This window comes from Faecalibacterium prausnitzii, assembly GCF_003287405.1.
Taxonomy (GTDB): domain Bacteria; phylum Bacillota; class Clostridia; order Oscillospirales; family Ruminococcaceae; genus Faecalibacterium; species Faecalibacterium intestinale.
In genome coordinates this window covers 23,317-46,602 of the sequence record NZ_PRLD01000016.1, presented here as the reverse complement: position 1 = coordinate 46,602, position 23,286 = coordinate 23,317, and the positions used below count along the sequence as shown (strand labels likewise).

General features: G+C 59.6%; 21 protein-coding genes and 1 pseudogene. 3 read left to right on the top strand and 19 right to left on the bottom strand.

The annotated features are described in order from the left end of the window. Positions 1 to 188: hypothetical protein (locus C4N24_RS15535; RefSeq protein WP_207657277.1), on the top strand; the 188-nt coding region annotated here is incomplete at its 5' end. A gap of 1 nt (position 189) precedes the next feature. On the opposite strand, the gene C4N24_RS13070 is transcribed toward C4N24_RS15535, so the two are convergent. From C4N24_RS13070 to C4N24_RS13010, 12 genes are all read right to left on the bottom strand, one after another. Next, positions 190 to 1,098 (bottom strand): CPBP family intramembrane glutamic endopeptidase, encoded by a 909-nt coding sequence (locus C4N24_RS13070; protein WP_112091768.1) that lies wholly within the window; start codon positions 1,096 to 1,098, stop codon positions 190 to 192. Then, complete coding sequence (locus tag C4N24_RS13065) at positions 1,095 to 1,406, bottom strand: heavy metal-binding domain-containing protein (protein WP_015537548.1); 312 nt, start codon at positions 1,404 to 1,406, stop codon at positions 1,095 to 1,097. Before C4N24_RS13065 ends, C4N24_RS13070 begins: the two co-directional genes overlap by 4 nt. Beyond that, a complete protein-coding gene (locus C4N24_RS13060; protein ID WP_112091767.1) occupies positions 1,387 to 2,040 on the bottom strand; it encodes a MerR family transcriptional regulator in 654 nt (217 codons plus the stop codon). Before C4N24_RS13060 ends, C4N24_RS13065 begins: the two co-directional genes overlap by 20 nt. Positions 2,041 to 2,148: 108 nt before the next feature. Then, on the bottom strand, positions 2,149 to 3,336 hold the full coding sequence (locus C4N24_RS13055) for a DEAD/DEAH box helicase (protein WP_015537546.1): 1,188 nt from the start codon (positions 3,334 to 3,336) through the stop codon (positions 2,149 to 2,151). A gap of 130 nt (positions 3,337 to 3,466) precedes the next feature. Beyond that, on the bottom strand, positions 3,467 to 3,769 hold the full coding sequence (locus tag C4N24_RS13050) for an HU family DNA-binding protein (RefSeq protein WP_005920451.1): 303 nt from the start codon (positions 3,767 to 3,769) through the stop codon (positions 3,467 to 3,469). A 215-nt stretch (positions 3,770 to 3,984) separates the two neighbouring features. Beyond that, on the bottom strand, positions 3,985 to 7,236 hold the full coding sequence (gene carB / locus C4N24_RS13045; RefSeq protein ID WP_112091766.1) for a carbamoyl-phosphate synthase large subunit: 3,252 nt from the start codon (positions 7,234 to 7,236) through the stop codon (positions 3,985 to 3,987). Position 7,237: 1 nt separating this feature from the next. Beyond that, positions 7,238 to 8,344, bottom strand: a complete 1,107-nt coding sequence (locus C4N24_RS13040) for a carbamoyl phosphate synthase small subunit (protein WP_055186836.1) — start codon at positions 8,342 to 8,344, stop codon at positions 7,238 to 7,240. A 187-nt stretch (positions 8,345 to 8,531) separates the two neighbouring features. Continuing rightward, positions 8,532 to 9,125 carry an orotate phosphoribosyltransferase gene (gene pyrE / locus C4N24_RS13030; protein ID WP_005920457.1) on the bottom strand — a complete coding sequence of 198 codons (594 nt, stop codon included), beginning with the start codon at positions 9,123 to 9,125 and terminating at the stop codon, positions 8,532 to 8,534. A gap of 137 nt (positions 9,126 to 9,262) precedes the next feature. Continuing rightward, on the bottom strand, positions 9,263 to 10,189 hold the full coding sequence (locus C4N24_RS13025; RefSeq protein WP_112091765.1) for a dihydroorotate dehydrogenase: 927 nt from the start codon (positions 10,187 to 10,189) through the stop codon (positions 9,263 to 9,265). Then, positions 10,189 to 10,962, bottom strand: a complete 774-nt coding sequence (locus C4N24_RS13020) for a dihydroorotate dehydrogenase electron transfer subunit (protein ID WP_055186833.1) — start codon at positions 10,960 to 10,962, stop codon at positions 10,189 to 10,191. The genes C4N24_RS13025 and C4N24_RS13020 overlap by 1 nt, the downstream gene beginning before the upstream one ends. Further along, positions 10,943 to 11,809 (bottom strand): orotidine-5'-phosphate decarboxylase, encoded by an 867-nt coding sequence (gene pyrF / locus C4N24_RS13015; RefSeq protein WP_112091764.1) that lies wholly within the window; start codon positions 11,807 to 11,809, stop codon positions 10,943 to 10,945. Before pyrF ends, C4N24_RS13020 begins: the two co-directional genes overlap by 20 nt. 158 nt (positions 11,810 to 11,967) lie before the next feature. Continuing rightward, positions 11,968 to 13,158 carry a dihydroorotase gene (locus C4N24_RS13010; RefSeq protein WP_112091763.1) on the bottom strand — a complete coding sequence of 397 codons (1,191 nt, stop codon included), beginning with the start codon at positions 13,156 to 13,158 and terminating at the stop codon, positions 11,968 to 11,970. 468 nt (positions 13,159 to 13,626) lie between these two features. Here C4N24_RS13010 and epsC point away from each other — a divergent pair, with 468 nt between their 5' ends. Then, the gene (gene epsC, locus C4N24_RS13005; protein ID WP_112091762.1) at positions 13,627 to 14,298 is read left to right on the top strand and encodes a serine O-acetyltransferase EpsC; all 672 of its coding nucleotides are present in this window, start codon (positions 13,627 to 13,629) and stop codon (positions 14,296 to 14,298) included. Between the two features lie 67 nt (positions 14,299 to 14,365). On the opposite strand, the gene C4N24_RS13000 is transcribed toward epsC, so the two are convergent. The 7 genes and pseudogenes from C4N24_RS13000 to C4N24_RS12970 all read right to left on the bottom strand — a co-directional run bounded on the left by C4N24_RS13000 (position 14,366) and on the right by C4N24_RS12970 (position 20,787). Next, positions 14,366 to 14,785 carry a DUF3842 family protein gene (locus tag C4N24_RS13000; RefSeq protein ID WP_112091761.1) on the bottom strand — a complete coding sequence of 140 codons (420 nt, stop codon included), beginning with the start codon at positions 14,783 to 14,785 and terminating at the stop codon, positions 14,366 to 14,368. Positions 14,786 to 14,793: 8 nt separating this feature from the next. After that, entirely contained in the window at positions 14,794 to 16,182 is a 1,389-nt protein-coding gene (locus tag C4N24_RS12995) for a Sapep family Mn(2+)-dependent dipeptidase (RefSeq protein ID WP_112091760.1), read from the bottom strand. A gap of 120 nt (positions 16,183 to 16,302) precedes the next feature. After that, positions 16,303 to 16,788, bottom strand: coding sequence for a COG2426 family protein (locus tag C4N24_RS12990; RefSeq protein ID WP_112091759.1), 486 nt, complete (start codon positions 16,786 to 16,788; stop codon positions 16,303 to 16,305). A 15-nt stretch (positions 16,789 to 16,803) separates the two neighbouring features. Continuing rightward, positions 16,804 to 17,556, bottom strand: coding sequence for an exodeoxyribonuclease III (locus C4N24_RS12985; RefSeq protein ID WP_112091758.1), 753 nt, complete (start codon positions 17,554 to 17,556; stop codon positions 16,804 to 16,806). A gap of 15 nt (positions 17,557 to 17,571) precedes the next feature. Continuing rightward, complete coding sequence (locus C4N24_RS12980; protein ID WP_112091757.1) at positions 17,572 to 18,948, bottom strand: MATE family efflux transporter; 1,377 nt, start codon at positions 18,946 to 18,948, stop codon at positions 17,572 to 17,574. A gap of 628 nt (positions 18,949 to 19,576) precedes the next feature. Then, a pseudogene (locus tag C4N24_RS12975) lies at positions 19,577 to 19,879 on the bottom strand (ATP-binding cassette domain-containing protein); the annotation flags it as partial. Positions 19,880 to 19,929: 50 nt separating this feature from the next. Beyond that, complete coding sequence (locus tag C4N24_RS12970; RefSeq protein WP_112091756.1) at positions 19,930 to 20,787, bottom strand: AraC family transcriptional regulator; 858 nt, start codon at positions 20,785 to 20,787, stop codon at positions 19,930 to 19,932. Between the two features lie 186 nt (positions 20,788 to 20,973). On the opposite strand from C4N24_RS12970, the gene C4N24_RS12965 reads away from it, so the two are divergent. Then, complete coding sequence (locus C4N24_RS12965; protein WP_112091755.1) at positions 20,974 to 23,235, top strand: glycogen/starch/alpha-glucan phosphorylase; 2,262 nt, start codon at positions 20,974 to 20,976, stop codon at positions 23,233 to 23,235. Positions 23,236 to 23,286: the final 51 nt, after the last annotated feature.

Sequence of the window (23,286 nt, the reverse complement as noted above, 5' to 3'; positions counted from 1 at the left end):
CGCTCACATATAGTACCATACCGCAACCGCTTTTGCAAGCCTTTTTTACATTTTTTTCGCCTTTTTTTGCGCTTTGTCTACATCAGCTAGTTTTTCGCTCAGTTTCAGGGGATGTTTTGACCTTTCTTCCACCATTTCTGCGCAAAAACAGCCGCCGCACAAAACGTGCAGCGGCTGTTGCCTTGTAATTCAGTTCTTTTCTTCCTGCTTCATCTCCCGCAGGGTCAGCCAGACTGCTGCTGCCAGCATCGGCAGCGCAGCGATCAAGCCAATGGGCATGGGACCCAGCACATTATAATAAGTATCCGCCGGGGTGACCAGCACCTGCGGCAGCGCCGCAATGGCGTTGAACGCTCCATGCGCAATGGCGGGCACCCAGATGCACTCCGTTCTCTCATAGAGGATATCCAGCAGAGTGTTCAGGGCAAAGCAGACCACGCACCACACCACCAGACCCAGCAGGGGTGCGCCCAAGTAGTTGGTGCCGTACTCGTAGCCCACCAGCAGCATCAGCGGCCAGTGCCAGATGCCCCACACAACGCCGCCCAGCAGGCGGCCATTCAGCAGACCGAACCGCTCCTTCAGACGGGGCATCATGTAGCCGCGCCAGCCGACCTCCTCGCCCAGTGCGGGGAACATATTGATAGCTGGGGCAAGGAGCACCGCAAACAGCCCGTTTTGCAGCAGATAGCTGAGGGTGGAGACTCCCAGCTGACTGCGCAGGGTCTGGGCGTCCATCTCGCCGCCGTAGGCGGCAACCAGCCAGCTGCCGGAAAAGTCCAGTCGGGAGGGGAACACGGCAAAATACAGCACAGCGCCAAGCAGGGTGAGCACCGCCGGGCCGAACCATGCCGCCAGCCAGAACCGCCGCTTGCCCTGCACCTTCCAGCCGATGCCGGTGGGCTGGCGCAGGAATGCTTTTTGCACCAGCAGTACAGCCAGCAGCGGACAGAACATGGTGACAATGAGCGCCAGCTGATACAGCACGGTGTTATTCTGCTGCAAAAGCGCCATGCAGCCGCCCACCTGACACAGCCATGCCATGCCGAAGGCGAACAGGAAGTATAGGCCGAAGCCCTGTTTTTCTTTTGCTGTCATACAAACTTCACCGCCGTTCCGTAAGCAATGACCTCTGCTGCGCCCTGCATGACGCTGGCAGAGGCGTACCGCATTCCCACAACAGCATCTGCGCCAAGGCTTTCGGCATCCTTGACCATGCGCCCGGTGGCGATCTGCCGCGCTTCAGTGAGCATATCGGCGTAGTCGGTCACCTCGCCGCCCACAAGGGTGCGGAAACCGGCCATCATGTCGTGGCCAAGGTTACGGCTCTGCACCGTGCTGCCCCGCACCACGCCCAGCGCCTCCAGCTTTTTGCCCGGGATCTCGTTAATAGTTACGATAAGCATCTTCTTCTCCCTTTCCGATCTCTTCGATCCGATCCAGCAGCACCTTCAGGGTGCCTACGATGCAGCCCGCCGGGATGCCGAACATCACCACCAACAGCGGCAGCGGCGGGGCATCCTGCGGGTCGGTGTAGATTGCCCAGCCCATAGTGGCAATTACAAAAGCCATCATGGTCACAAAAAGGGCAGCACCGATGCAGGCACCCCGGATGCGGCGGGTCTTTTGGTCAGTCCGTTCAATGTTCACAAAAGTCACTCCCTGTTCTTCCCGTGCGGTCAGACGCGCCAGCGTCTGCTCCACATCCAGTTGTTCCAGAGGGCCGTTCTCCTGTTGCAGCAGCGTGCAGAAACCGATGGCTTCCTCCAAGTCGGCGCGGCGGCTGCGCAGACGTTCCAGCTGCTGGCTCATGCCCTCAGCCAGCGTGCGCTGCCCTTCCAGCATCTCCCGGATCTCTGCCAGCGGCACGTCCAGCTTGCGCAGCAGCTTGATGCGGCGCAGGCGCTCCACATCCGCCTGCGAGTAGCTGCGGTAGCCGTTGCCCGGCTCCCGGCTGGGGCTGATGAGCCCCTCTTCCTCATAAAAGCGGATGTTCTTTTTGGTCACGCCGACGGCGGCTTCCACTTCGTTGATCTTCATGGGTCACGACCCCCTCCTTACGGGAGTATTCTACACCTTCCACAAAGGGGAAGGTCAAGCCTTTTTGCAAAAAAGCTGCCGCACAAAGTCGTACAGCAGCTCCTTCCTTTAAAAATAGCACTTGATTTGGAAACGATCGGCGTTGTCCTGCTTTTTCTCCACTACGATGTGCTCGTGGTTGAAGTCGAAGTGCACCGGGGTGCACAGGTCGGTATTGCGGGTCAGGCGCAGCAGCTCCTGCACGCGCTTCTTCTCCTCCGGCACATAGAACAGGTAGCTCACGCCCTCTTTTTTGGCGCGGCCGGTGCGGCCGATGCGGTGGGTGTAGTGCTCGTTCTCGCTGGGCACATCGTAGTTGATGACGGCATCCACGTCCGAGACGTCAATGCCGCGGGCGGCAACGTCCGTAGCCACCAGAATGGCCAGCTTGCCGTCCCGGAAAGCCTGCATGATCTGGTTGCGCTCCTTCTGGGAGAGGTCGCCGTGCAGGCAGTCCACCGAGAAGCCCAGCCGTGCCAGTTGGTTTGCCAGTGTGGCGGTGTTGAACTTGGTATCGCAGAACACCATCACCCGCTTGTAACCCTCGCCAATAATGATCTGCGCCAGATCCGACAGCTTGTTACGACCGGAGGTCTCCAGCATATACTGGGTGATCTTGGGCTGGCTTTCCTCCCGGGGCTGCACGGTGATTTCCTCGGCGTTGTGCTGGTACAGCCAGCCGATATCCATCACCTCGCGGCTGATGGTGGCGGAGAACATGGACAGCGCTTTGCGGGCCTTCATCATCTCGATGATGTGGCGCACATCCTTATAAAAGCCCATGTTCAGCATCTCGTCGGCCTCGTCCAGCACGATCTGGGTCACATGGGAGATATCGATGCTGTGGTGCTTGTAGTGATCCATCAGTCGCCCCGGAGTGGCTACCACGATCTGGCAGCCCTCCGCCAGACGCTTTGCCTGCTTTTCCATATTGGCACCGCCGTACACGCAGGCCACCTGCACCTCGGGCATAAAGTAGGTGAGGTTAGTAAGCTCCTCGGCGATCTGCTGAGCAAGCTCCCGGGTAGGTGCCATGATGACGGCCTGCGGATATTTATTTTCCGGCTGGATATGCTCCACCACCGGGATGCCGAAGGCACAGGTCTTACCGGTGCCGGTGGGTGCCTTGGCAATAACATCATGCCCTGCCAGCATGAGGGGGATGGTCTTTTCCTGGATCTCGGTCATTTCGGCAAAGCCCATGCGTTCCACGGCCTTGTGGATGGCTTCGCTGCACTGCAACTCGCTGTAAAGCATTTGGACAACTCCGTTCTTTGTGGCGTTTTTTCTCGTTGCAACAAGTATAGCATGAAATGCCGCGCTTGTCAGCAGAGAAACAAAAAGAACCGCACCCGGGGGCACGGGTACGGTTCTCAGTGTGCAGAAATCAGGCGGTCTCTTCCACGCTCTTCTTGCCGGCTTCCAGCTTCTGCTTGAAGCGGCCGCTGGCCTTGAAGCCGGGGATGGAGGTGGACTCCAGCTGGCTGGACACCTTGGTCTTGGGGTTGGTGTAAGCCTTCGGCTTGCGGGGGCGCATCTCAAAGCGGCCAAAGCCGGCGATGGTCACCTTTTCGTCAGCGCGCAGGCAGTCCGCGATCTGGTCAAACATTGCATCCATCGTGGTCTCGACCTGAGCTTCGGTAAAGCCGGTCTTGCGTGCCACGGTTTCGATCATCTGGGAACGGGTCATGTATCGATATCCTCCTGGAATGTCCAAAAGTAACGTCTTTTGGCAAATTTTGCGTTGTTGAGTATAACATATTTCGCGCACTGTTTTCGATGGATTGCGCACGAAATGTAATTTATTGCGCACGAACCACATTCAGTTCCGTGCACCCCGCACAAATACAGCGCCCACCGTTTCGGCAGGCGCTGTACAGAACCATTTTATGCGGGTCTCAGGGCTTATTTGCCGCGGTACAGAGTGGCGATATCCACCAGCGGGATGTTTGCCAGACTGTGCTCGCTGCGCAGGCAGTCCACCAGAGAAGCGGCGGTATCCACTGCGGTGATGCAGGGGATGCTCAGCTCCACGGCCTTGCGGCGCAGACGGACGGAATCGCGCCGGGGGTCACGACCCTTGGCACTGGTGGAGAACACATAGTCCACCAGACCGCTCTGCAGCAGATCCACGATGTTGGGAGCCTCGCCGGAGATGTTGCGCACCTCGTTGCAGGGGACCATGTGCTTGTTGAGCCATGCACAGGTGCCGGAGGTACCGTAGAGCTTGTAGCCCATATCCTTCAGCTTCCATGCAATATCCACGAACTCGGGCTTGTCGCTGTCCTTCACGGTGAAGATGCAGCAGCTGCCCGGGCCGGGGGTCTTAAAGGTATAGCCTGCACCGATCAGACCCTTGAGCAGGGCATCGTGGTAGTTGGGCGCAATACCCAGCACCTCGCCGGTAGACTTCATCTCGGGGCCGAACTGGGTATCCACGGCGTGCAGCTTTTCAAAGCTGAACACAGGCACCTTTACCGCCACATAGGGGGCGTTGGGGTGCAGACCGGTGCCGTAGCCCATATCCGTCAGCTTCTCGCCCAAGCAGCAGCGCACGGCCAGATCCACCATGGGCACGCCGGTGACCTTGGAGATGTAAGGCACGGTACGGGAGGAGCGGGGGTTCACCTCGATGACGTACACGCGGCCATGGGAGACGGCGTACTGCACGTTGACCAGACCGGTGACGTGCAGCTCGCGGGCAAAGCGGCCGGTGTAATCCACCATGGTGTCGATCTCGTCCTGCGTCAGGTGCTGTGCCGGGTAGACACAGATAGAGTCGCCGGAGTGCACACCGGTGCGCTCCACCTGCTCCATGATGCCGGGGATCAGGAAGTTTTCGCCATCGCAGATGGCGTCCACCTCGCACTCGGTACCCATGATGTACTTATCCAGCAGCACCGGGTGATCCATATCGACGTGCTCGGTGATAACGCCCATGTACTCGATGATATCCGCCTTGTTGTAGGCCACGATCATGTTCTGACCGCCCAGCACATAGGAGGGACGCATCAGCACCGGCAGGCCGATCTCCTCGGCAGCGGCCAGAGCCTCGTCCAGATTGAACACGGTGCGGCCCGGGGCACGGGGGATGTTGCAGCGCTCCAGCAGCTCGTCAAAGCGCTCGCGGTCCTCGGCTTCATCGATGGCATCCGCCGGGGTGCCCAGAATGGGCAGGCCGATCTCGTCCATGTGCTTGGCCAGCTTGATGGCGGTCTGTCCGCCGAACTGCACCACGCAGGCATCCGGCTTTTCGGTGGCAATGATGTTGTCCACGCTCTCCGGGTTCAGCGGGTCGAAGTACAGACGGTCGCCGGTATCAAAGTCGGTGGAGACGGTCTCGGGGTTGTTGTTGACCAGAATGGCCTCGCAGCCGTTCTTTTTCAGCGTCCATACGCAGTGCACAGAGCAGTAGTCGAACTCGATGCCCTGACCAATGCGGATGGGGCCGGAGCCAAAGACCAGAACCTTCTTCTTTTTAGGCTCGCCCTTGGCTGCGGTCTCAGCTTCCTTCTCAGCGATAAAGCCTGCGGCCTCGTTGTCGCCATCGTAGGTGGAGTAGAAGTAGGGGGTATTTGCAGAGAACTCGGCAGCGCAGGTATCCACCATCTTGAAGCCGGCGCGGTAGTTCTCCACGGGCAGGGTGTCCACCTTTGCCAGACGGCGGATGGTCTTATCCTGGAAGCCGTACTTCTTGGCAGTCTTGTACTGCTCCAAAGACAGCTGGCCGTTGCACTGTGCCAGACCCTTTTCCAGATCTGCCAGATGCTGCATCTTGTCCAGGAACCACCAGTCGATCTTGGTGATATCGTAGATGACCTTGTGGTCGATGCCGCGCTTCAGTGCTTCGTACACGCAGAACACGCGCTCGGCGTCCTGAACGTGCATATGCTCCACCACTTCCTCGTCGGTCAGCTCCTCAAAGGGCTTGTGGGTCAGGGTGTCCATGCCCAGCTCAATGGAGGAAACAGCCTTCATCATGGCGGCTTCAAAGCTGTTGCCGATGCTCATCACCTCGCCGGTAGCCATCATCTGGGTGCCCAGAGACTTGTCGGCGTAGACGAACTTATCAAACGGCCACTTCGGGTACTTGACCACGATGTAGTCCAGCGCAGGCTCGAAGCAGGCGCAGGTCTTGCCGGTAACGTCGTTGGTGATCTCGTCCAGCGTGTAGCCGATGGCGATCTTGGTAGCCACCTTGGCAATGGGGTAGCCGGTAGCCTTGGAAGCCAGTGCGGAGGAGCGGGACACACGGGGGTTGACCTCGATGACCGCGTAGTCGAAGCTGTCCGGCTTCAGAGCGAACTGGCAGTTGCAGCCGCCCTCGATGCCCAGCTCGGTGATGATATCCAGTGCAGCGGTACGCAGCATCTGGTACTCGTGGTCGGTCAGGGTCTGGGAGGGAGCCACGACCACCGAGTCACCGGTGTGGATGCCCACGGGGTCGAGGTTTTCCATGTTACATACAGTGATCACGTTGCCCTTGTGGTCACGCATCACCTCGTACTCGATCTCTTTCCAGCCGGCGATGCACTTTTCCACCAAAATCTGATGGATGGGAGAAAGGCGCAGGCCGTTGGTGCCGATCTCGATCAGCTTTTCGCGGGTCTCGCAGATGCCGCCGCCGGTGCCGCCCATGGTAAAGGCCGGACGCACGATGACCGGGTAGCCAATGCGGTCGGCGCAGTCCAGTGCGTCCTGCAGGTTCTCCACCACCTCAGAGGGGATGATGGGCTGGTGCAGCTTTTCCATGGTCTCCTTGAACAGCTCGCGGTCCTCGGCACGGTCGATGGTCTCGGGATTGCAGGCCAGCAGACGGATGCCGGTGCGGTCCAGATAACCGGAGCGTGCCAGCTCCATGGACAGGTTCAGACCCATCTGGCCGCCGAGGTTGGGCAGCACGGAGTCCGGCTTTTCGATGTCCAGAATGCGCTCCACGACTTCCAGCGTCATGGGCTCGATATACACATGGTCGGCCACGTCCGGGTCGGTCATGATGGTAGCGGGGTTGGAGTTCAGCAGAACGGTCTCGATGCCCTCTGCTTTCAGGGCGCGGCAGGCCTGCGTGCCGGAGTAGTCAAACTCCGCAGCCTGACCAATGATGATAGGGCCGGAGCCAATGACCAGCACCTTTTTGATTCTGGGGTCCTTCGGCATTTCAGCGTGCCTCCTTTGCTGCTTTGACGTTGTTCAGGAAGCGGTCGAACAGGAATTCGGTGTCCTTGGGGCCGCCGTTTGCTTCCGGGTGGAACTGTACGGTAAAGCAGTTCCACTTTTTGTACTTGATGCCCTCGCAGGTGCCGTCGTTGGCGTTCACCTGTGCCACCTCGCCCATCTCGGCGGGCAGCTCCTCGCCCACGACCGCATAGCCGTGGTTCTGGCTGGTGATAAAGGTGCGGCCGGACTCAAAGTCGGTCACAGGCTGGTTGGCACCGCGGTGGCCGTACTTCAGCTTCATGGTCTTGGCACCGGCTGCCAGTGCGGACAGCTGGTGACCCAGACAGATGCCGAAGGTGGGAATGTTCAGTTCAAAGATGTGCTTGAGGTTCTCGATGATTTCCACCGGCTCGGCGGGGTCGCCGGGGCCGTTGGACAGCATAATGCCGTCCGGGGCAAGGGCTTTGATTTCCTCTGCCGTTGCAAAGGCGGGCATCACGGTCACCTTGCAGCCGCGCTTGACAAGGCAGCGCACGATGTTGCGCTTGCAGCCGTAGTGCATCAGCACGATATGGGTCTCGCCTTCCGGGTTGAACACCTCGGGAGCGGCGCAGGTCACGTTCTTCACAGCATCGGTCACGGCATAGGCGCGGATCTCGGCCAGCAGAGCCTCGGTCTCGGCCTTGTTGGCCGGGTCGGCGGGGTCAAAGGTGGTCAGGATGGCGCCGTTCATCACGCCGCTCTCCCGGATGATGCGGGTCAGGTGGCGGGTGTCGATGCCCTCAATGCCGATGGTGTTGTTCTTTTTCAAAAAGCTGTCCAGCGTCTCCTCACAGCGCCAGTTGGAGGGGGTGGTGCAGGCTTCGCGCACAATGTAGCCCTTTGCCCAGATGCGGTCGGACTCCATGTCATCGTGGTTCATGCCGTAGTTGCCGATGAGGGGATAGGTCTGGGTGATGATCTGGCCGTAGTAGCTGGGGTCGGTCAGGGTCTCCTGAAAGCCCACCATGCCGGTGGAGAACACCACCTCGCCCACGGTCACGCCCTGCGCGCCCACGGACTGTCCGGCAAAGACCATGCCGTTTGCCAAAAGAAGATATGCGTTCATAGTTTTCCTCGTTTCAACGCAGAATGTTGTCATATTTTCAGCGTCCTCGCCCTCTCCGTCAGCGCTGACGCGCTGCCACCTCCCCCAAAGTGGGAGGCCTTGGCAGTCCATGCAAAGTTTATGGTTTTGCCAAGGGCTCTCCCTTTGGGAGAGCTGGACGCGAAGCGGCCTGAGAGGGCGAACTCTCTTACAGGGTCTGCTTTGCTTCCTGCTTCATCTTGCGGCTGCCCAGATGCACCAGCGGCAGCTTGCCCTCCTTGCAGATGGGGCACTCCTCCGGGGTGTAGTTGGGCAGATCCAGCTTCAAGGCGCTGGCCAGAATGGGAATGGGAGACGGAGCTTCGGGCTTGGTGCGGTCCACAACACAGGTGATGCCAAGGCAGATGCCGCCGGCCTCTTCGATGACGCGCTTGGTCTCCAGAGAGGAGATGCCGGTGGTCACCACGTCCTCGGCGATGATGCACTTTTCACCCGGGTGGATGGCAAAGCGCTTCAGGCACATCACGTTGTCCACGCGCTCGGTAAAGATGGCGCGCTTGCCGGTCTGGCGGGCCAGCTCGTAGGCGTACACGATGCCGCCCATGGCAGGGCCGACGATGACGTCCACGTCCATCTCCTTGACCTTGTCGGCCACAGCCTTCATCACCTCGGCGCAGCGGTCCGGGTACTGCTGCAGATAAGCCATCTGGCAGTATGCGCCGGAGTGTCGGCCGGAGGACAGCAGGAAGTGCCCCTCCAGAAATGCGTCACAGCTCTTCAGAATTTCAAGTGCTTCACTCATTGTACTTCTCCCTCTCTTTTCAGTGGTGTATATTCCTTTGGGTGGTATTGTACCACGCTTTTACGTTATTTGCAAATTTATGCGTTAAGTTTTATTTTATGCGCATAATTGTAGATATTTTATGGATATATCAGCTTTTATTCTGCATGACGGGCGCAGCCGCGGATTTCGTCCAGCGTTTTCACGCCGTTCTTGTCCATCCATGCTGCCATCTCGTCGGCAATGGTCTCCATGGCGCGGGGGTTTGCAAAGTTTGCGGCGCCCACCTGCACTGCGGCAGCGCCTGCCATGATGAACTCCAGTGCGTCACGGCCGGTGGCAATGCCGCCCAGACCCACCACCGGGATGTTCACAGCCCCCACGGCCTGCCATACCATACGCAGGGCGATGGGGCGCACCGCCGGGCCGGACAAGCCCGCAAAGATGTTGTTGAACACCGGGCGGCGCTTTTCCAGATCAATGGCGCAAGCCTGGAAGGTGTTGGTCAGGCTGATGGCGTCCGCACCGGCGGCTTCCACAGCCTTGCACATCTCGGGGATGTTCTCGGCCTGCGGGCTCAGCTTGACCATCAGGGGCTTTTTGCAGGCAGCGCGCACCATGCGCACCACCTCGCCGGCAGCTTCGGCTTTCACGCCGTAGGCCATGCCGCCCACCTTGACGTTGGGGCAGGAGATGTTCAGCTCCACGATGTCCACTGCGCTCTCGCTCAGCATCGCAGCGCCTTCCACATACTCTTCCTCGCTGTGGCCGCCAAGGTTTGCAATAGCCACCGTGCCGTACTTCTGCTTCAGCTCCAGCATCTCGGGCAGTTCCACGTCAATAAAGTGCTGCACGCCGGGGTTCTGCAGGCCGATGCTGTTGATGAGACCGGAGGGGGTCTCCCACAGGCGTTCGCCCTTGTTGCCGTACTGGCCGTGCAGGGTAAGCCCCTTGCCGGAGATGCCGCCGATTTTAGCAAAATCGGCCAGTTCCTCGTACTCCACACCGTAGCCCACGGTGCCGGATGCGCCGATGACCGGGCTGTTCATCACAAAGCCCAGCAGGTTGGTTTTCAGGTCTGCCATCAGAAGAACACCTCCGTTGCGTCAAATACAGGGCCGTTCTTGCACACGCTCTTGCCCTCGCCGCCCTTGGTCTCGCAGGTGCAGCCAAGGCAGGCACCAATGCCGCAGGCCATCTTCTTTTCCATGCTCACAAAGCAGGGAGTGCCTTTTTCGGCACACAGGCGGGCGGCGTTCTTCATCATCACGGTGGGGCCGCACACCAGCACCACATCGTAATCGGCGGGGTCGTACAGCTGGGTGACAAAGCCGTGGAAGCCCACCGCGCCGGTGTCGGTGGACACCTTGACGAGGTTTGCGATGCTGCGGTACTCCTCCATGCAGTAGGGGGTATCGCGGAAGCCGAAGAACACATCCGGCTTTACCCCGGCAGCGGCCAGCTCGCGAGTGAGCTGGAACATGGGCGCAGTGCCGATGCCGCCGCCCACCACGGCGATCTTTTTGTACTTGCTCAGGATGTCCGGCACATCAAAGCCGTTGCCCATAGGGCCGGTAAGCTGGAAGGTATCCTGCTGCTTGAGCTGTGCCAGCTTCTCGGTGCCCTCGCCCACAACCTGATACAAAAACTCGATGGTGCTGCTGTCCGGGTTCCAGCGGTGCACGCTGATGGGGCGGGACAGGAAGGGCGCTTCATCTGCGCCCCAGGAGCGCAGGGTGAAGAACTGGCCTGCGTGGGGGGCGTGGTCGCGGTCCGGCCACACCACGGTCAGCAGGCGGATGTCCGGGGCAATGACCTCATTGCGCAGGACGGTGGCTTCACAGCAGGCTGCACGCATGAGCAATGGCCTCCTTCATGTTCACACACTCGTTGTAAGCGGCCTCGTCAAAGGCAGTGCCCGGCTGCTTTTTGTAAGCCAGCAGGATGCCGCGGCTGGAGTTGACCACGCCGCCGTTGCCCTTGGTCAGGTACTGGGCAATATCCTCAGCCTTGCCGCCCTGTGCGCCGTAGCCGGGGATCAGGAAGAAGCTGTCCTGATACTTTGCGCGGATCTCGGTGGCTTCCTCGATGTGGGTGCCGCCGATGACCAGACCGATGGAGGAGTAGCCGTGCTCGCCCATGTAGTCCTTGCCCAGTGCGTTCAGCTTGTCACCCACCAGATCGTAGACGTGGCGGCCGTCGGCCAGCTTCTCGTACTCAAAGTCCTTGGCACCTCCGTTGGAGGTGCGGCAGAGTACGAACATACCCTTGCCCTGCTTTTCGGCATAGGGCAGGTAGGGGCTGATGGAGTCCAGACCCATATAGGGTGCCAGCGTAACGAAGTCGCTCTCGAAATCGCCGGTAAAGTGACCCATGGCGTACATCTCGGCGGTCTTGGCGATATCGCCGCGCTTGATATCCGCGATCACCGGCACACCGGTCTCGCGCACAGCCTTCAGGGTGTCGGCGTAGGCCTTCATGCCCTCCATGCCCAGAGACTCATAATAAGCGATCTGCACCTTGTAGCAGCCAGCCACAGCCTTGGTGGCATCAATGAGCTTCTTGTTGAAGCGCACGATGTTCTCGCCCTTGGTCAGGGTGCTGTCCACAAAATCGGCAGGCAGGTAGCTGAAGTCGGTGTCCAGACCCACGCACACCGGGCCGCGGGCTTCCACAGCTTCGTACAGTTTGTCCATGTTCGTCATTTGGGTGTCCTCCTGTTTGTTCTCTGTTATATTAGGTATCGTTATATCACATCTTGTAAGCGTCCTCGCCCTCTCAGCCTCACTTCGTTCGGCAGCTCTCCCAAAGGGAGAGCCAAGCCCCTTACCGTAAGGCTTTGCCTGAGAGGGTTTCGTTCTTTTTACTCCTCGGCCTGATAGGTGATCTTACCGGCCTTGATGGTGGCAAACACCTTGCCGTAAAGCTGTGCACCGTCAAAGGGGGTGTTATGGCTCTTGGAGTGCAGCTTTTCCTTTTCCACCGTGTAGGGGGTGTCCAGATCCACCAGCACAAAGTCGGCATCAAAGCCCGGCTCCAGCTGACCCTTGGCAAGACCCAGGATCTCGGCGGGGCGGGTGCTCATCAGGTGCACCAGCAGCTCCAGCGGCAACCCCTCCTGCTTGCAGAGCTTGGTGTAGCACACGCCGAAGGCGGTCTCGCTGCCCACCATACCGGCCATGCCCTTCAGCTTATCCTCTTCGGAGTGGGGTGCGTGGTCAGTGGCAATGGCGTCCACGATGCCGGTGCGGATGCCCTCCACCAGCGCCTCCACATCGTCGGCGGTGCGGATGGGCGGGTTGACCCGGTAGTCGCAGGTATCGTTGGTAAACCACAGGTGGTGGGGGGTCACCTCACAGGTGACGGGTGCGCCCCGCAGCTTTGCCATGCGGATGGCGTCCAGCGCGCCCCGGGTGGACACATGGCACATGTGCAGCCGGGTCTGGTAGTACTCGCTCAGCCAGCAGTTGCGCACCGTCTCAATATCCTCGGCCAGACGGTAGTCCCACGGGCTGATCTCCATATCCTCGGCGTGGCTCATGACCGTGATGTCCTTCTGGGTGCAGATGGCAAAGGCCCGCGCCATGGTGGCGTTATCCTGCACGCCGTGGCCGTCCTCGGTGATGAACTTCACACTGGCGGGCAGGGTCTTGAGGTGGTCGATGCTCACACCGTCAAAGTTTTCGGTGATGGAAACGGTCTGGTTTGCATCGCACAGCCCCACCTCGGCGGCTTTCTGTTCCACCATCACAGCCTGTGCGGCAGAAGAGCAGACGGGCTTTGTGTTGGGCATCAGGTTTACAAAGGTGTAGCCGCCGGCGGCAGCGGCGCGGCTGCCAGTCTCGATGTCCTCCTTGTACTCAAAGCCCGGGGTGCGCCAGTGGCAGTGCAGATCCACAAATGCGGGCAGCACAGTCAGCCCACCGGCATCCACCACCGTCTCGTTCTCGGCGGCAAGGGCGGAAAGATCCTGCCCTACGGCAGCGATCTTGCCATCCTTTACATAGATCTCGAGCGGCCGTCCCTCGGTGTTCACAGCGTTTGTCAGCAGCATCGCGGTTCCCTCCTATAATGGTATTTTTGTGTATCAGACGCCCGAAAACGGGCAAAAAAAAACTTTTCCCCGCAAAGGGAAAAGCTCATTGTGCAAAAAAAGGAAACAACGAAGCCACGGCAAAACCGGACGCGAACTGCTTGTTCAGTTTCGGGTTCTGGGCGCTGCACAGCATGGTGTTTCTCCTTTTCTTGATGGTTGCGTTTTCATTCGTATTATTTTATCATAGAACCGCAAAATGTGTCAATGGCTGCGCGCAAAAACAGGTGCTAAAAGGTTTCTGGTATCTCTCGCCGAATTTTGGATACTCTACCCAAAACCCAGGCAACGCGGCAAAATAACTGCCATTTTGTTCCACAATCCCTAGCGCAGCACTGTACTTTCGTTGCCTGCTGTGCTATTATAATACGGTAAAAGGGAGAGCCCCGCCGCGTGGGCGGGTGTTTATGGGAAAGAGAGGTTTTCCGCATGGGTTTACTTGAGGACGCGCGGAACATCCAGCGCAAGGACCCCGCCGCACGCAGCGTGCTGGAGGTAATGCTGCTGTACCCGGGATTCCACATTCTGGTGTACCACCGCATTGCGCACTGGCTGTACGGGCACAAGCACTTTTTTCTGGCACGGTGGGTCAGCCAGCATGGCCGCCACCGCACCGGCATCGAGATCCACCCGGGTGCCACCATCGGCAAGTGTCTGTTCATCGACCACGGCATGGGCATCGTGTTCGGCGAGACCTGCGAGATCGGAGACAACTGCACCATCTACCACGGGGTAACGCTGGGCGGTACCGGCAAGGATACCGGCAAGCGCCACCCCACCTTGGGCAACAACGTGCTCATCGGCGCTGGCACCAAGGTGCTGGGTCCGGTGTTCATCGGGGATAACGCCCGCATCGGCGCAGGCAGCGTGGTGCTGCGCAACCTGCCCGCCAACTGCACCGCCGTGGGCGTACCCGCCGAGGTGGTGCGCATCAACAACAAGGCGGTGAACCCCGCCGACGATCTGGATCAGCAGGATCTGCCGGATCTCGTCTCGCAGCGGCTCACCGATCTGGATCGCCGCCTGAGCCAGCTGGAAAAAGCGGCGCAGGGCGATATCCCGCCCACTGCCGCGCAGATCGCCGCCCGGCAGCGGAAGTAACCTATATTTTTGACAAAAACGACACCGGACAGGCCATGACCTGTCCGGTGTCGTTTTATCTTATTCTTTAACACCCTTCCCCGGCACAGAGGGACTTTACCTTCTGCACGGCGGCAGACACAAGGCTGCCGATGGGCTGGTCGGGCACGCCGACAATGTAGTTCTCGCAGTGGTTCACCGGGATCAGCACCCGGGTGGCGCTGCTCTGGCACACCGCCGTGGCCATGGCGGGGGTGATCTCCCCCAGCAGCGCGTCTGCAATGACGATGCCGATGGGCCCCACGATGATATCCGCGCTGCGGCAGTTCACCACCACGGCATTCTCACCGGTGGCGGCGCGCTGCGCCCCGGCCTTGTGCATGGCCTGCGCGGCGACACTGTTGGTGCCCACGGCCACCAGCCGGATGTCCGGGCACTGGGCGCTGAGGGCGGCCACCAGCTGGCGTCCCAGTCCCCCGCCCTGCCCGTCAATGACAAGCACGTTCATGCTGTACCTCAGAAGTCGATCTCTTCCAGCCGCAGCAGCGCCAGAATGTAGATCTTGACGGCCTCCAGCAGCTTGTTGATGGGAGCTGCCTCGTTGGCACCGTGCATCGGGCCGCCGAACTCCGGCAGCTTTACATCCTCATGCTCCGGGCCGAAGCTGACGGCATAGGGGAAGTGGCGGGCATAGGTGCCGCCGCCCATGGTAAAGGGGGTGGCGTTCTCGCCGGTCACCTCGTTGTAGGTGTCGATGCAGGCGCGGATGGCGGGGCTGTCGGCTGCGATATAGAACGGCTCGGCTGCGTCCACATCCTCCAGCTTTGCGCCCTCGCCCAGCGCAGCGGTGACCTGTGCGGTCAGCTTTTCGCCATTGGTGCAGGTGGGGAAGCGGCTGTCGATGGTCTGCACCAGCTTGCCGTCCTCCATATAGATGCGGCCGCCGATAATGGTCAGCGGGCCAAAGGGGCCGTCGGCGCAGTCGATACCAAGGCCGGTGCCTGCGGTGGAGCTGTGCAGCTTGTGCAGTGCCTCCAGATAAGCGCGCTCGGCGTCATTGCACAGGCCGTTATCCAGCAGATAATCCGCTACCAGACCAATGGCGTTCACCGTGCCCTCCGGCATGGCGGCGTGGCCGGACTTGCCCCAGCCGCGCACCCGCACGCCGTCCCCTTCCGGTTCCAGCGTGATGTTGGGAGCGTTCTTCAGCTTGCTGATATCGGTCTTGACCAGAGCGCTGGCGCGGTCCGGCACAGCGTTGTTGGCTACACCGCCCTCAAACTCTGCAATGACGCCGTTGCACACCGGGCTGACGATCTTGCCGCCAAAGTGGCCTTTTTCGCCGTTGCACACCGGGAACTCGGCATCCGGGGTAAAGCAGAACACCGGGGCGGGGTAGTTTTCCAGATAGTACTTCACATCGTTCATGTGGGTCTCCTCGTTGTCGCCCACGATGGCACGGATGGGGTAGCGCAGCTGGTAACCCTGCTCCTTGAGGAACTTCAGCGCGTACAGGGTAACGATCATCGGGCCTTTATCATCCGCGACGCCGCGTCCCAGCAGCCAGCCGTCCTGAATGCGCATCTTAAAGGGATCTGCCGTCCAGCCGTTGCCCACAGGCACAACGTCCACATGGCAGATGGTAGCCAGATATTTTTCAGGGTCTGCACCGGCCAGTTCGGCATAGCCGATGTAGTTTTCGCAGTTGCGGGTGGCAAAGCCCATGCCTGCTGCCAGCTCCAGCGTCTTGTCCAGCGCTGCCCGGGGGCCTGCGCCGAAGGGTGCGCCCTCCTCCGGGGTGCCCTCCACGCTGTCGATGGCGACCAGCGCTGCAATGTCCTGCAGCAGCTGCTCTTTGTTTTCCGCAATGTATGCGTCAATTTTCTGATTCAGTGCCTGATCCATGTTCTATAACGTCCTTTCTGGCCGGAAGCAGAGTCCGGTTTTCACAACTATTATCCAGTGTAACATACTCCGCGCGGAAATGCTACCGGCATTTTTCACGACAAAAACGTCCGCGTTTTGTCAGCCCGCCGCAAACAGCCCGCTGAGCGCGCCCAGCAGACCGGCGCTTGCCAAGCCCATGATGATGCCCGCCAGCAGCACGCCGCCCATGCAGGCGATCAGCACATCCTTGAACTTCATATCCAGAATGGAGGCTGCCAGCGTGCCCGTCCACGCGCCGGTGCCCGGCAGCGGGATGCCCACGAACAGCAGCAGCGCCACGGTCAGACCCTTGCCCGCCTTGGCTTCCAGTGCGCGGCCGCCCTTTTCGCCCTTATTGATGCAAAAGCGGCAGATGGGGCCGATGAGGGGCTTGTGGTAACCCCAGATGAGGAACTTGCGGGCAAACAGATAGATGAAGGGCACCGGGATCATGTTGCCCAGCACGCACAAAAGGTAGGTGGGCAGCACCGGCAGCCCCATGCCCAGCCCGATGGGGATGGCCCCGCGCAGTTCGATGATGGGCACCATGGAGATAAAGAAGATCAGAAGATAATTTTTCAGCATTGGCTTCTCCTTATATTACAGGTCGATCTGCAGCTCCACCGGGCAATGGTCGGAGCCAAAGATCTCGTTGTGGATCTCGGCGGCGCGGATGCGGTCTGCAATGCGCCGGGAAACGATAAAATAGTCGATGCGCCAGCCCGCGTTCTTTTCCCGCGCGTGGAAGCGGTAGCTCCACCAGCTGTACTTCACCTCGCCCGGGTGCACCACCCGGAAGCTGTCCGCAAAGCCCGCCGCCAGCAGCTCGGTCATCTTGGCGCGCTCCTGGTCGGTAAAGCCCGCGCTCATGCGGTTGGTCTTGGCGTTTTTGATATCCATCTCGGTGTGCGCCACGTTCAGATCGCCGCACAGGATCACCGGCTTTTTGGCGTCCAGTGCCAGCAGGTATGCCCGGAAGGCGTCCTCCCACTCCATGCGGTAGTCCAGCCGCTTCAGCCCGTCCTGACTGTTGGGGGTGTAGCAGTTTACCAGATAAAAGCCGGGGTATTCCAGCGTCAGCACCCGTCCCTCGTGGTCATGCTGTTCCAGCCCGATGCCGGTGGTCACTGCCAGCGGTGCGGTTTTGCACCAGCAGGCCGTGCCGGAGTAGCCCTTTTTCTCGGCCGAGTAGGTGTATTCGGTGTAGCCCTCCGGCGCAAAATCCGCCTGTCCCGGCTGCATCTTGGTCTCCTGCACCGAAAAGATGTCCGCGTCCAGCGCGGCAAAGCTCTCGGCAAAGCCGTGGGTCAGGCAGGCGCGCAGGCCGTTCACGTTCCAGCTGATCAGTTTCATGCTCTTCTCCTTATGTTATGCCTGATATTTTGTTTTCCATGCGCCGCTGCGGAAGCGCAGCACAAAGCAGGTCACACGGCAGGTCCAGTCGATGACCATAGCCACCCACACGCCCACAGCGCCCCAGCCCATGCGAACGCACAGCAGATAGCTGAAGCCCAGCCGCCAGCACGCCATGCTGAGGATGGACACCACCATGGTGAATTTCACGTCGTTGGCTGCGCGCAGGGCGTTGGGCAGCACGAAGGACAGCGGCCAGAAGATGATGGCGCAGCCCGCATGGATGGTGACCAGTGTGATGGCCAATTCCATCGTCTCGCCGGAAAGGGCGTAGATGCCCACCAGCTGCCGGAGGAACAGCAAGATCGCTCCGTTGGAAAGCCCCATGGTGATGTAAGCCCACAGCATCAGCTTGCGGGTGTAGTAAACGGTCTGCTCGTGGTCGCCGGCGCCGATGCACCGCCCCACCACCGTGATCATGGCCAGACCGATGGCCTTGCCCGGGATGACGCCCATGCCGTCCAGATTGTTTGCCACGGCGTTGGCTGCGATCTGCACTGTGCCAAAGGTGGAGATCATGCTCACCACCAGAATGCGCCCGGCCTCGAACAGGCTGTTCTCAAAGGCCGAGGGAATGCCGATGCCCAGAATGCGCTTTGCCATGCCGCCGTCCAGCCGCAGGGTCTTGGGCACGGTAAGCACCGCATCCTCCCGGTAGCACTTGCGCAGGATAAGCGCCGCAGCCACCACGCGGGACACCACGCTGGGCCACGCTACGCCGTCCACTCCCATTTTGAAGCCGAAGATGCACACCGCGTTGCCCACGATGTTGATGATGTTCATCAGAAAGCTGATCTGCATGGAGATCTTGGAGTTGCCGATGCTGCGGAACAGCGCCGCGCCGCCGTTATACAGCGCCAGAAACGGGTAGCTGAGGGCGATGATCTGCAAATATTTCACGCCTGCGTCCAGCACGTCGGTATCAATAGAGCCGTAGAACAGCCGGATCATGGGGCGTGCCAGCACAAAGCATACCGCGCCGATCACCGCACCGGACAAGCCGCTGAGCAGCAGCAGCTGACCGGCGCTTTTGTCGGCATCCGGCCTGTCCTTTGCGCCCAGATACTGGCTTACCACCACCGCGCCGCCGGTAGCCAGCGCCGCAAACAGCACGATGATAAGGTTGTTGATCATATCCACCAGACTGACGCCGGAGATTGCCGCCTCGCCGCAGCGGGACACCATCATGGTGTCGGCCATGCCCACCGTCACTTCCAGCAGCTGCTCCACCAGCAGCGGGATGGCCAGTACCAGCAGCTCCTTTTGGCTGAACAGCGGCTCGCGCCCGCCGGTCAGCCTGTTTTTTTCATTGCCATGCAGTAGCTTTGTCATTCGTTTCTCCCCTCCCGGCACCGGGCACTTTTCCCGGTACGCTGCCGCTGCCCGGCGCGTGCATTTTTCCGGTTACAGCAGATGTGTCCATCTTAACACACCCCCGGCTGCTTGTAAAGCGGTGCAGGCTATATCCCACGAAAATCAGCTTTCCACGCCTGCGTTCCATTGCCCGCCGGTTTTATAAAGGTATCCCTGTGCGGTCTTGCGGCTGTTGTTCCGTTTTTATGCTTGTTCGTCAGTTTGCCGGGAACTTTCCGTAAAATTTGTGCGTTTCTACAAAAATGCGATTTCCCGCGTAATTTTGGGCAAAAATTTTAAAAAACCTCTTGCAATTTTCGTTCCGAAGTGGTATGTTGTATCCAACAAAAGCGAAACTTGGATACATCTTCACTTTGGAGCAGCAAATTCGGCTCCGCACACGCCTTTGTTTTTCACCTTGCTATTTTCTTCATTTACCTTCTTATCATTTACCCTGCCTGTCCCGCAAGGGACGAGAAAAGCGATGACCCACCTGCACGGGTCATCGCTTTTTCTTTTATTTATAAAGTCCGCAGCCCGGACGGCTTTCCCTTCCGTCCCCCATGGGCTGCTCTATCCACAACGGGTGCCGCTTGTGCTGCGGCAGCTCCTCTGCCTCCTGCTTGGTCTTGTGGTGCAGCTTCATGGGCGCGAGGGTCAGGTTTTTCAGCACCGTCATGTGCGGGTACAAGTTGAACTGCTGGAACACCATGCTGGTGGTCTCGCGCACAAGCTTGGTCTTGTTTTTGGCCGTCAGCTCCTGCCCGTCTATGTAGACATGGCCGCTGGTGGGCTCTTCCAGAAAATTCATGCAGCGCACCGTGGTGGACTTGCCTGAACCGGACGGCCCGATGATCACCAGCTTTTCGCCCTCGGCGACCTCAAGATTGACGTCTTTCAGAACGTGCAAAGCGCACCGGAATGCAGGCTGTTCTCACTTTCCCATCAGACCCGGTCTGCTTATTTTTTCCGGTACTCCCGCGGGGTCATGCCAAAATGCGCCTTGAACGCCCGATTAAAATAGGAAAGGTTTTCAAACCCGCACCGGGTGGCGATGGTCAGCACAGTCTCGTCCGTGGTCTGCAGCACCTCGGCAGCGGTGTTCAGCCGGTACTCATTCAGAAAGGAGATAAAGCTCTGCCCGGTCATCTGCCGGAACCAGCGCATAAAATGGCTGGCGCTGAAGGAGCAGACCCCGGCAGCATCCGCCACCCGGAGCGGCTCGGCATAATGTGCCGAAAGCCATTGCAGCACCGTTTTCAGCCGCTGGGTGTCGGCAGTTTCGGTGGGGAGACACTGCCTGCCCTGCGCAATGAGCAGGGCAAGAAAGCGCAGCAGCGCCCCTTTTACCAGCAGCTCGTAGCCGGGGCGCTTGGCGCGGTTGGCATCTTCCAGCTCCCGCAGGCAGGCGGCGGCTTGCAGATAGCACAAATCGTTCGGGGTCAGACGCACCGGCAGCGAAAGCCGCCCGCTTTGCAGCGGCAGCAGATACTTTTCGGCGCAAAGGTCCTCCGCGCCGCCCAGCAGCTCCGGTTCAAAGATGATATTTTCGTATTCCATACGCTGCCCCTCTGCCTGCCGCAGCGCATGGAGCGTGCCCGGGGCAAAAAGGAAGATATCCCCCCGGTAGGCCGGGTAGGTCACAGCGCCCACCTGCACCAGCCCTGTGCCCTGCTTGACAAAGACCAGCTCCATGCTCTCGTGCCAGTGGAGTGCCACCTGCTGAAAATCCCCCGGAATGGTGCAGGGGTACAGATTGAACGGAAACCGCACTGCACCGTGCTGTTTTGTCTCCTGCAAAGAAGCCTGATTTTGCATCGTCTCACCCCCTGATGATAGGATTGTACCATAGTTTGCACTATTTAGGCAAGATTTTGAAGGTTCTATGTGGTATATCTTGAAGTACAGATGTCAAACCTGTTTTCCGTAAGGTGTATCTGAAAACAAAGAAACAGACTGAATTTTCGACTTTTCAGATACACCCTAACAAAGGAGGATGCTTTTATGAGCTTTACCGAAATGTTACAGAGTATCACCGGCAAGCTGCTGGCAGACTGCACCGACCAGGAGCTGTATCTGGCACTGCTGGAACTGGTGCGGCAGAAGAGCGCCGACCGCGTGCAGCCGGTCACCGGGCGCAAGCTGTACTATATCAGCGCCGAATTCCTTATTGGCAAGCTGCTGTCCAACAACCTCATCAATCTGGGGCTGTACGACGAAGCCCGGTCTGCGCTGGCTGCTGCCGGAAAGCGCCTTTCCGACATTGAAGAGGTAGAGCCGGAGCCTTCTCTGGGCAATGGCGGTCTGGGGCGTCTGGCTGCCTGCTTCCTCGACTCTCTGGCAACGCTGAACCTGCCCGGCGACGGCGTAGGTCTGCGGTACCATTTTGGTCTGTTCCATCAGTCCTTTGAGGACGGCGTGCAGAACGAAAAGCCCGACCCGTGGCTGACTGCCCACAGCTGGGCGGAAAAGACCGACACCACCTACCCGGTGGAACTGGCGGGCAAGGAGTACACCGCCCGGCTGTACAAGCTGGCGGTCACCGGCTACGAGGGGCGCACCAACACCCTGAACCTGTTCGATCTGGACACCATTGACGAAAGCATCGTCCATGACGGCATCGCCTTCGATAAGACCGCTATCGACAAGAATCTGACCCTCTTCCTCTACCCGGATGATTCCGATGAAGCCGGCCGCCGTCTGCGGGTATACCAGCAGTACCTGATGGTCTCTGCCGGTGCACAGCTCATTCTGGCCGAGTGCGCCGCCCGGGGCTGCAACTACCATGATCTGGCAGACTACGCCGCCATCCAGATCAACGACACCCACCCCAGCATGGTCATCCCGGAGCTGATCCGCCTGCTGGGCGTGCGCGGCATTGAGTTCGAGGAAGCGGTGGAGATCGTTACCAAGACCTGCGCCTACACCAACCACACCATTCTGGCCGAAGCATTGGAAAAGTGGCCGCGCACCTATCTGGACGCCGTGGTGCCCCAGCTGATGCCCATCATCGAAAAGCTGGATGCACTGGCACGCACCCGCACCGAGGACGAGAGCCTTGCCATCATCGACAAGGACGACCGGGTGCACATGGCACACATGGACATCCACTTTACCCACTCCACCAACGGCGTGGCGGCGCTGCATACCGAGATCCTGAAAAATTCCGAGCTGCACGGCTTCTACGAGCTGTACCCGGAAAAGTTCAACAACAAGACCAACGGCATCACCTTCCGCCGTTGGCTGCTGGAGTGCGACCCGCGCCTGACCGCCACGCTGGAAAAGCACATTGGCTCCGGCTTCCGCAAGGACGCCGCCGAGCTGGAAAAACTACTGGCCTTTGTCGAGGACGAGACGGTGCTCAGCGAGCTGACTGCTGTGAAAAAGGCCAACAAGGAAGCACTGGCCGACTGGCTGCTGCACACCCAGAAGGTGACTGTGAACACCGATGCCGTGTTCGATATCCAGTCCAAGCGCCTGCACGAGTATAAGCGCCAGCAGCTCAACCTGCTGTACCTCATCCATCAGTACTACGAGATCAAGGCCGGGCACCTGCCCGCCGCTCCGCTGGTGAGCATCTTCGGTGCAAAAGCCGCGCCCGCCTACACCATTGCAAAAGACATCATCCATGCGCTGCTGACCCTCTCCAAGGTCATTGCCGCAGACCCGGAGGTGTCCAAGTGGCTGCAGGTGGTGTTTGTGGAGAACTACAACGTCACCGCCGCCGAAAAGCTGATCCCGGCCTGCGACCTTTCTGAGCAGATCAGCCTCGCCTCCAAGGAAGCTTCCGGCACCGGCAACATGAAGTTTATGCTGAACGGTGCGCTGACGCTGGGCACCATGGACGGTGCCAACGTGGAGATCAGCCAGCAGGTGGGCGAAGAGAACATCTATATCTTCGGTCAGACCTCCGATCAGGTCATCCACCGCTACGCTGTGGGCGATTACGACCCCGCCCAGTGGGTGGAGGGCGATGCCAACATCCGCCGCGCCATCAGCTTCCTGACCGGGCCGGAGATGCTGGCCGCCGGTCATGCCGAAAACCTGACCCGCCTGCACGACGAGCTGATCCATAAAGACTGGTTCCAGACCCTGCCGGACTTCAACGCCTACGTTGTGCGCAAGGGACAGGCCCTCAGCGATTACGCCTGCGACCCCATGGGCTGGCGGCGCAAGTGTCTGGTGAACATTGCCAAGGCGGGTATGTTCTCCTCTGACCGCACCATTGCCGAGTACGACCGCGACATCTGGCATCTGGGCAAATAATCTTTTTTATCGCAAGACAAGAAATTAGCGCAACATTCAAACAGCATATTT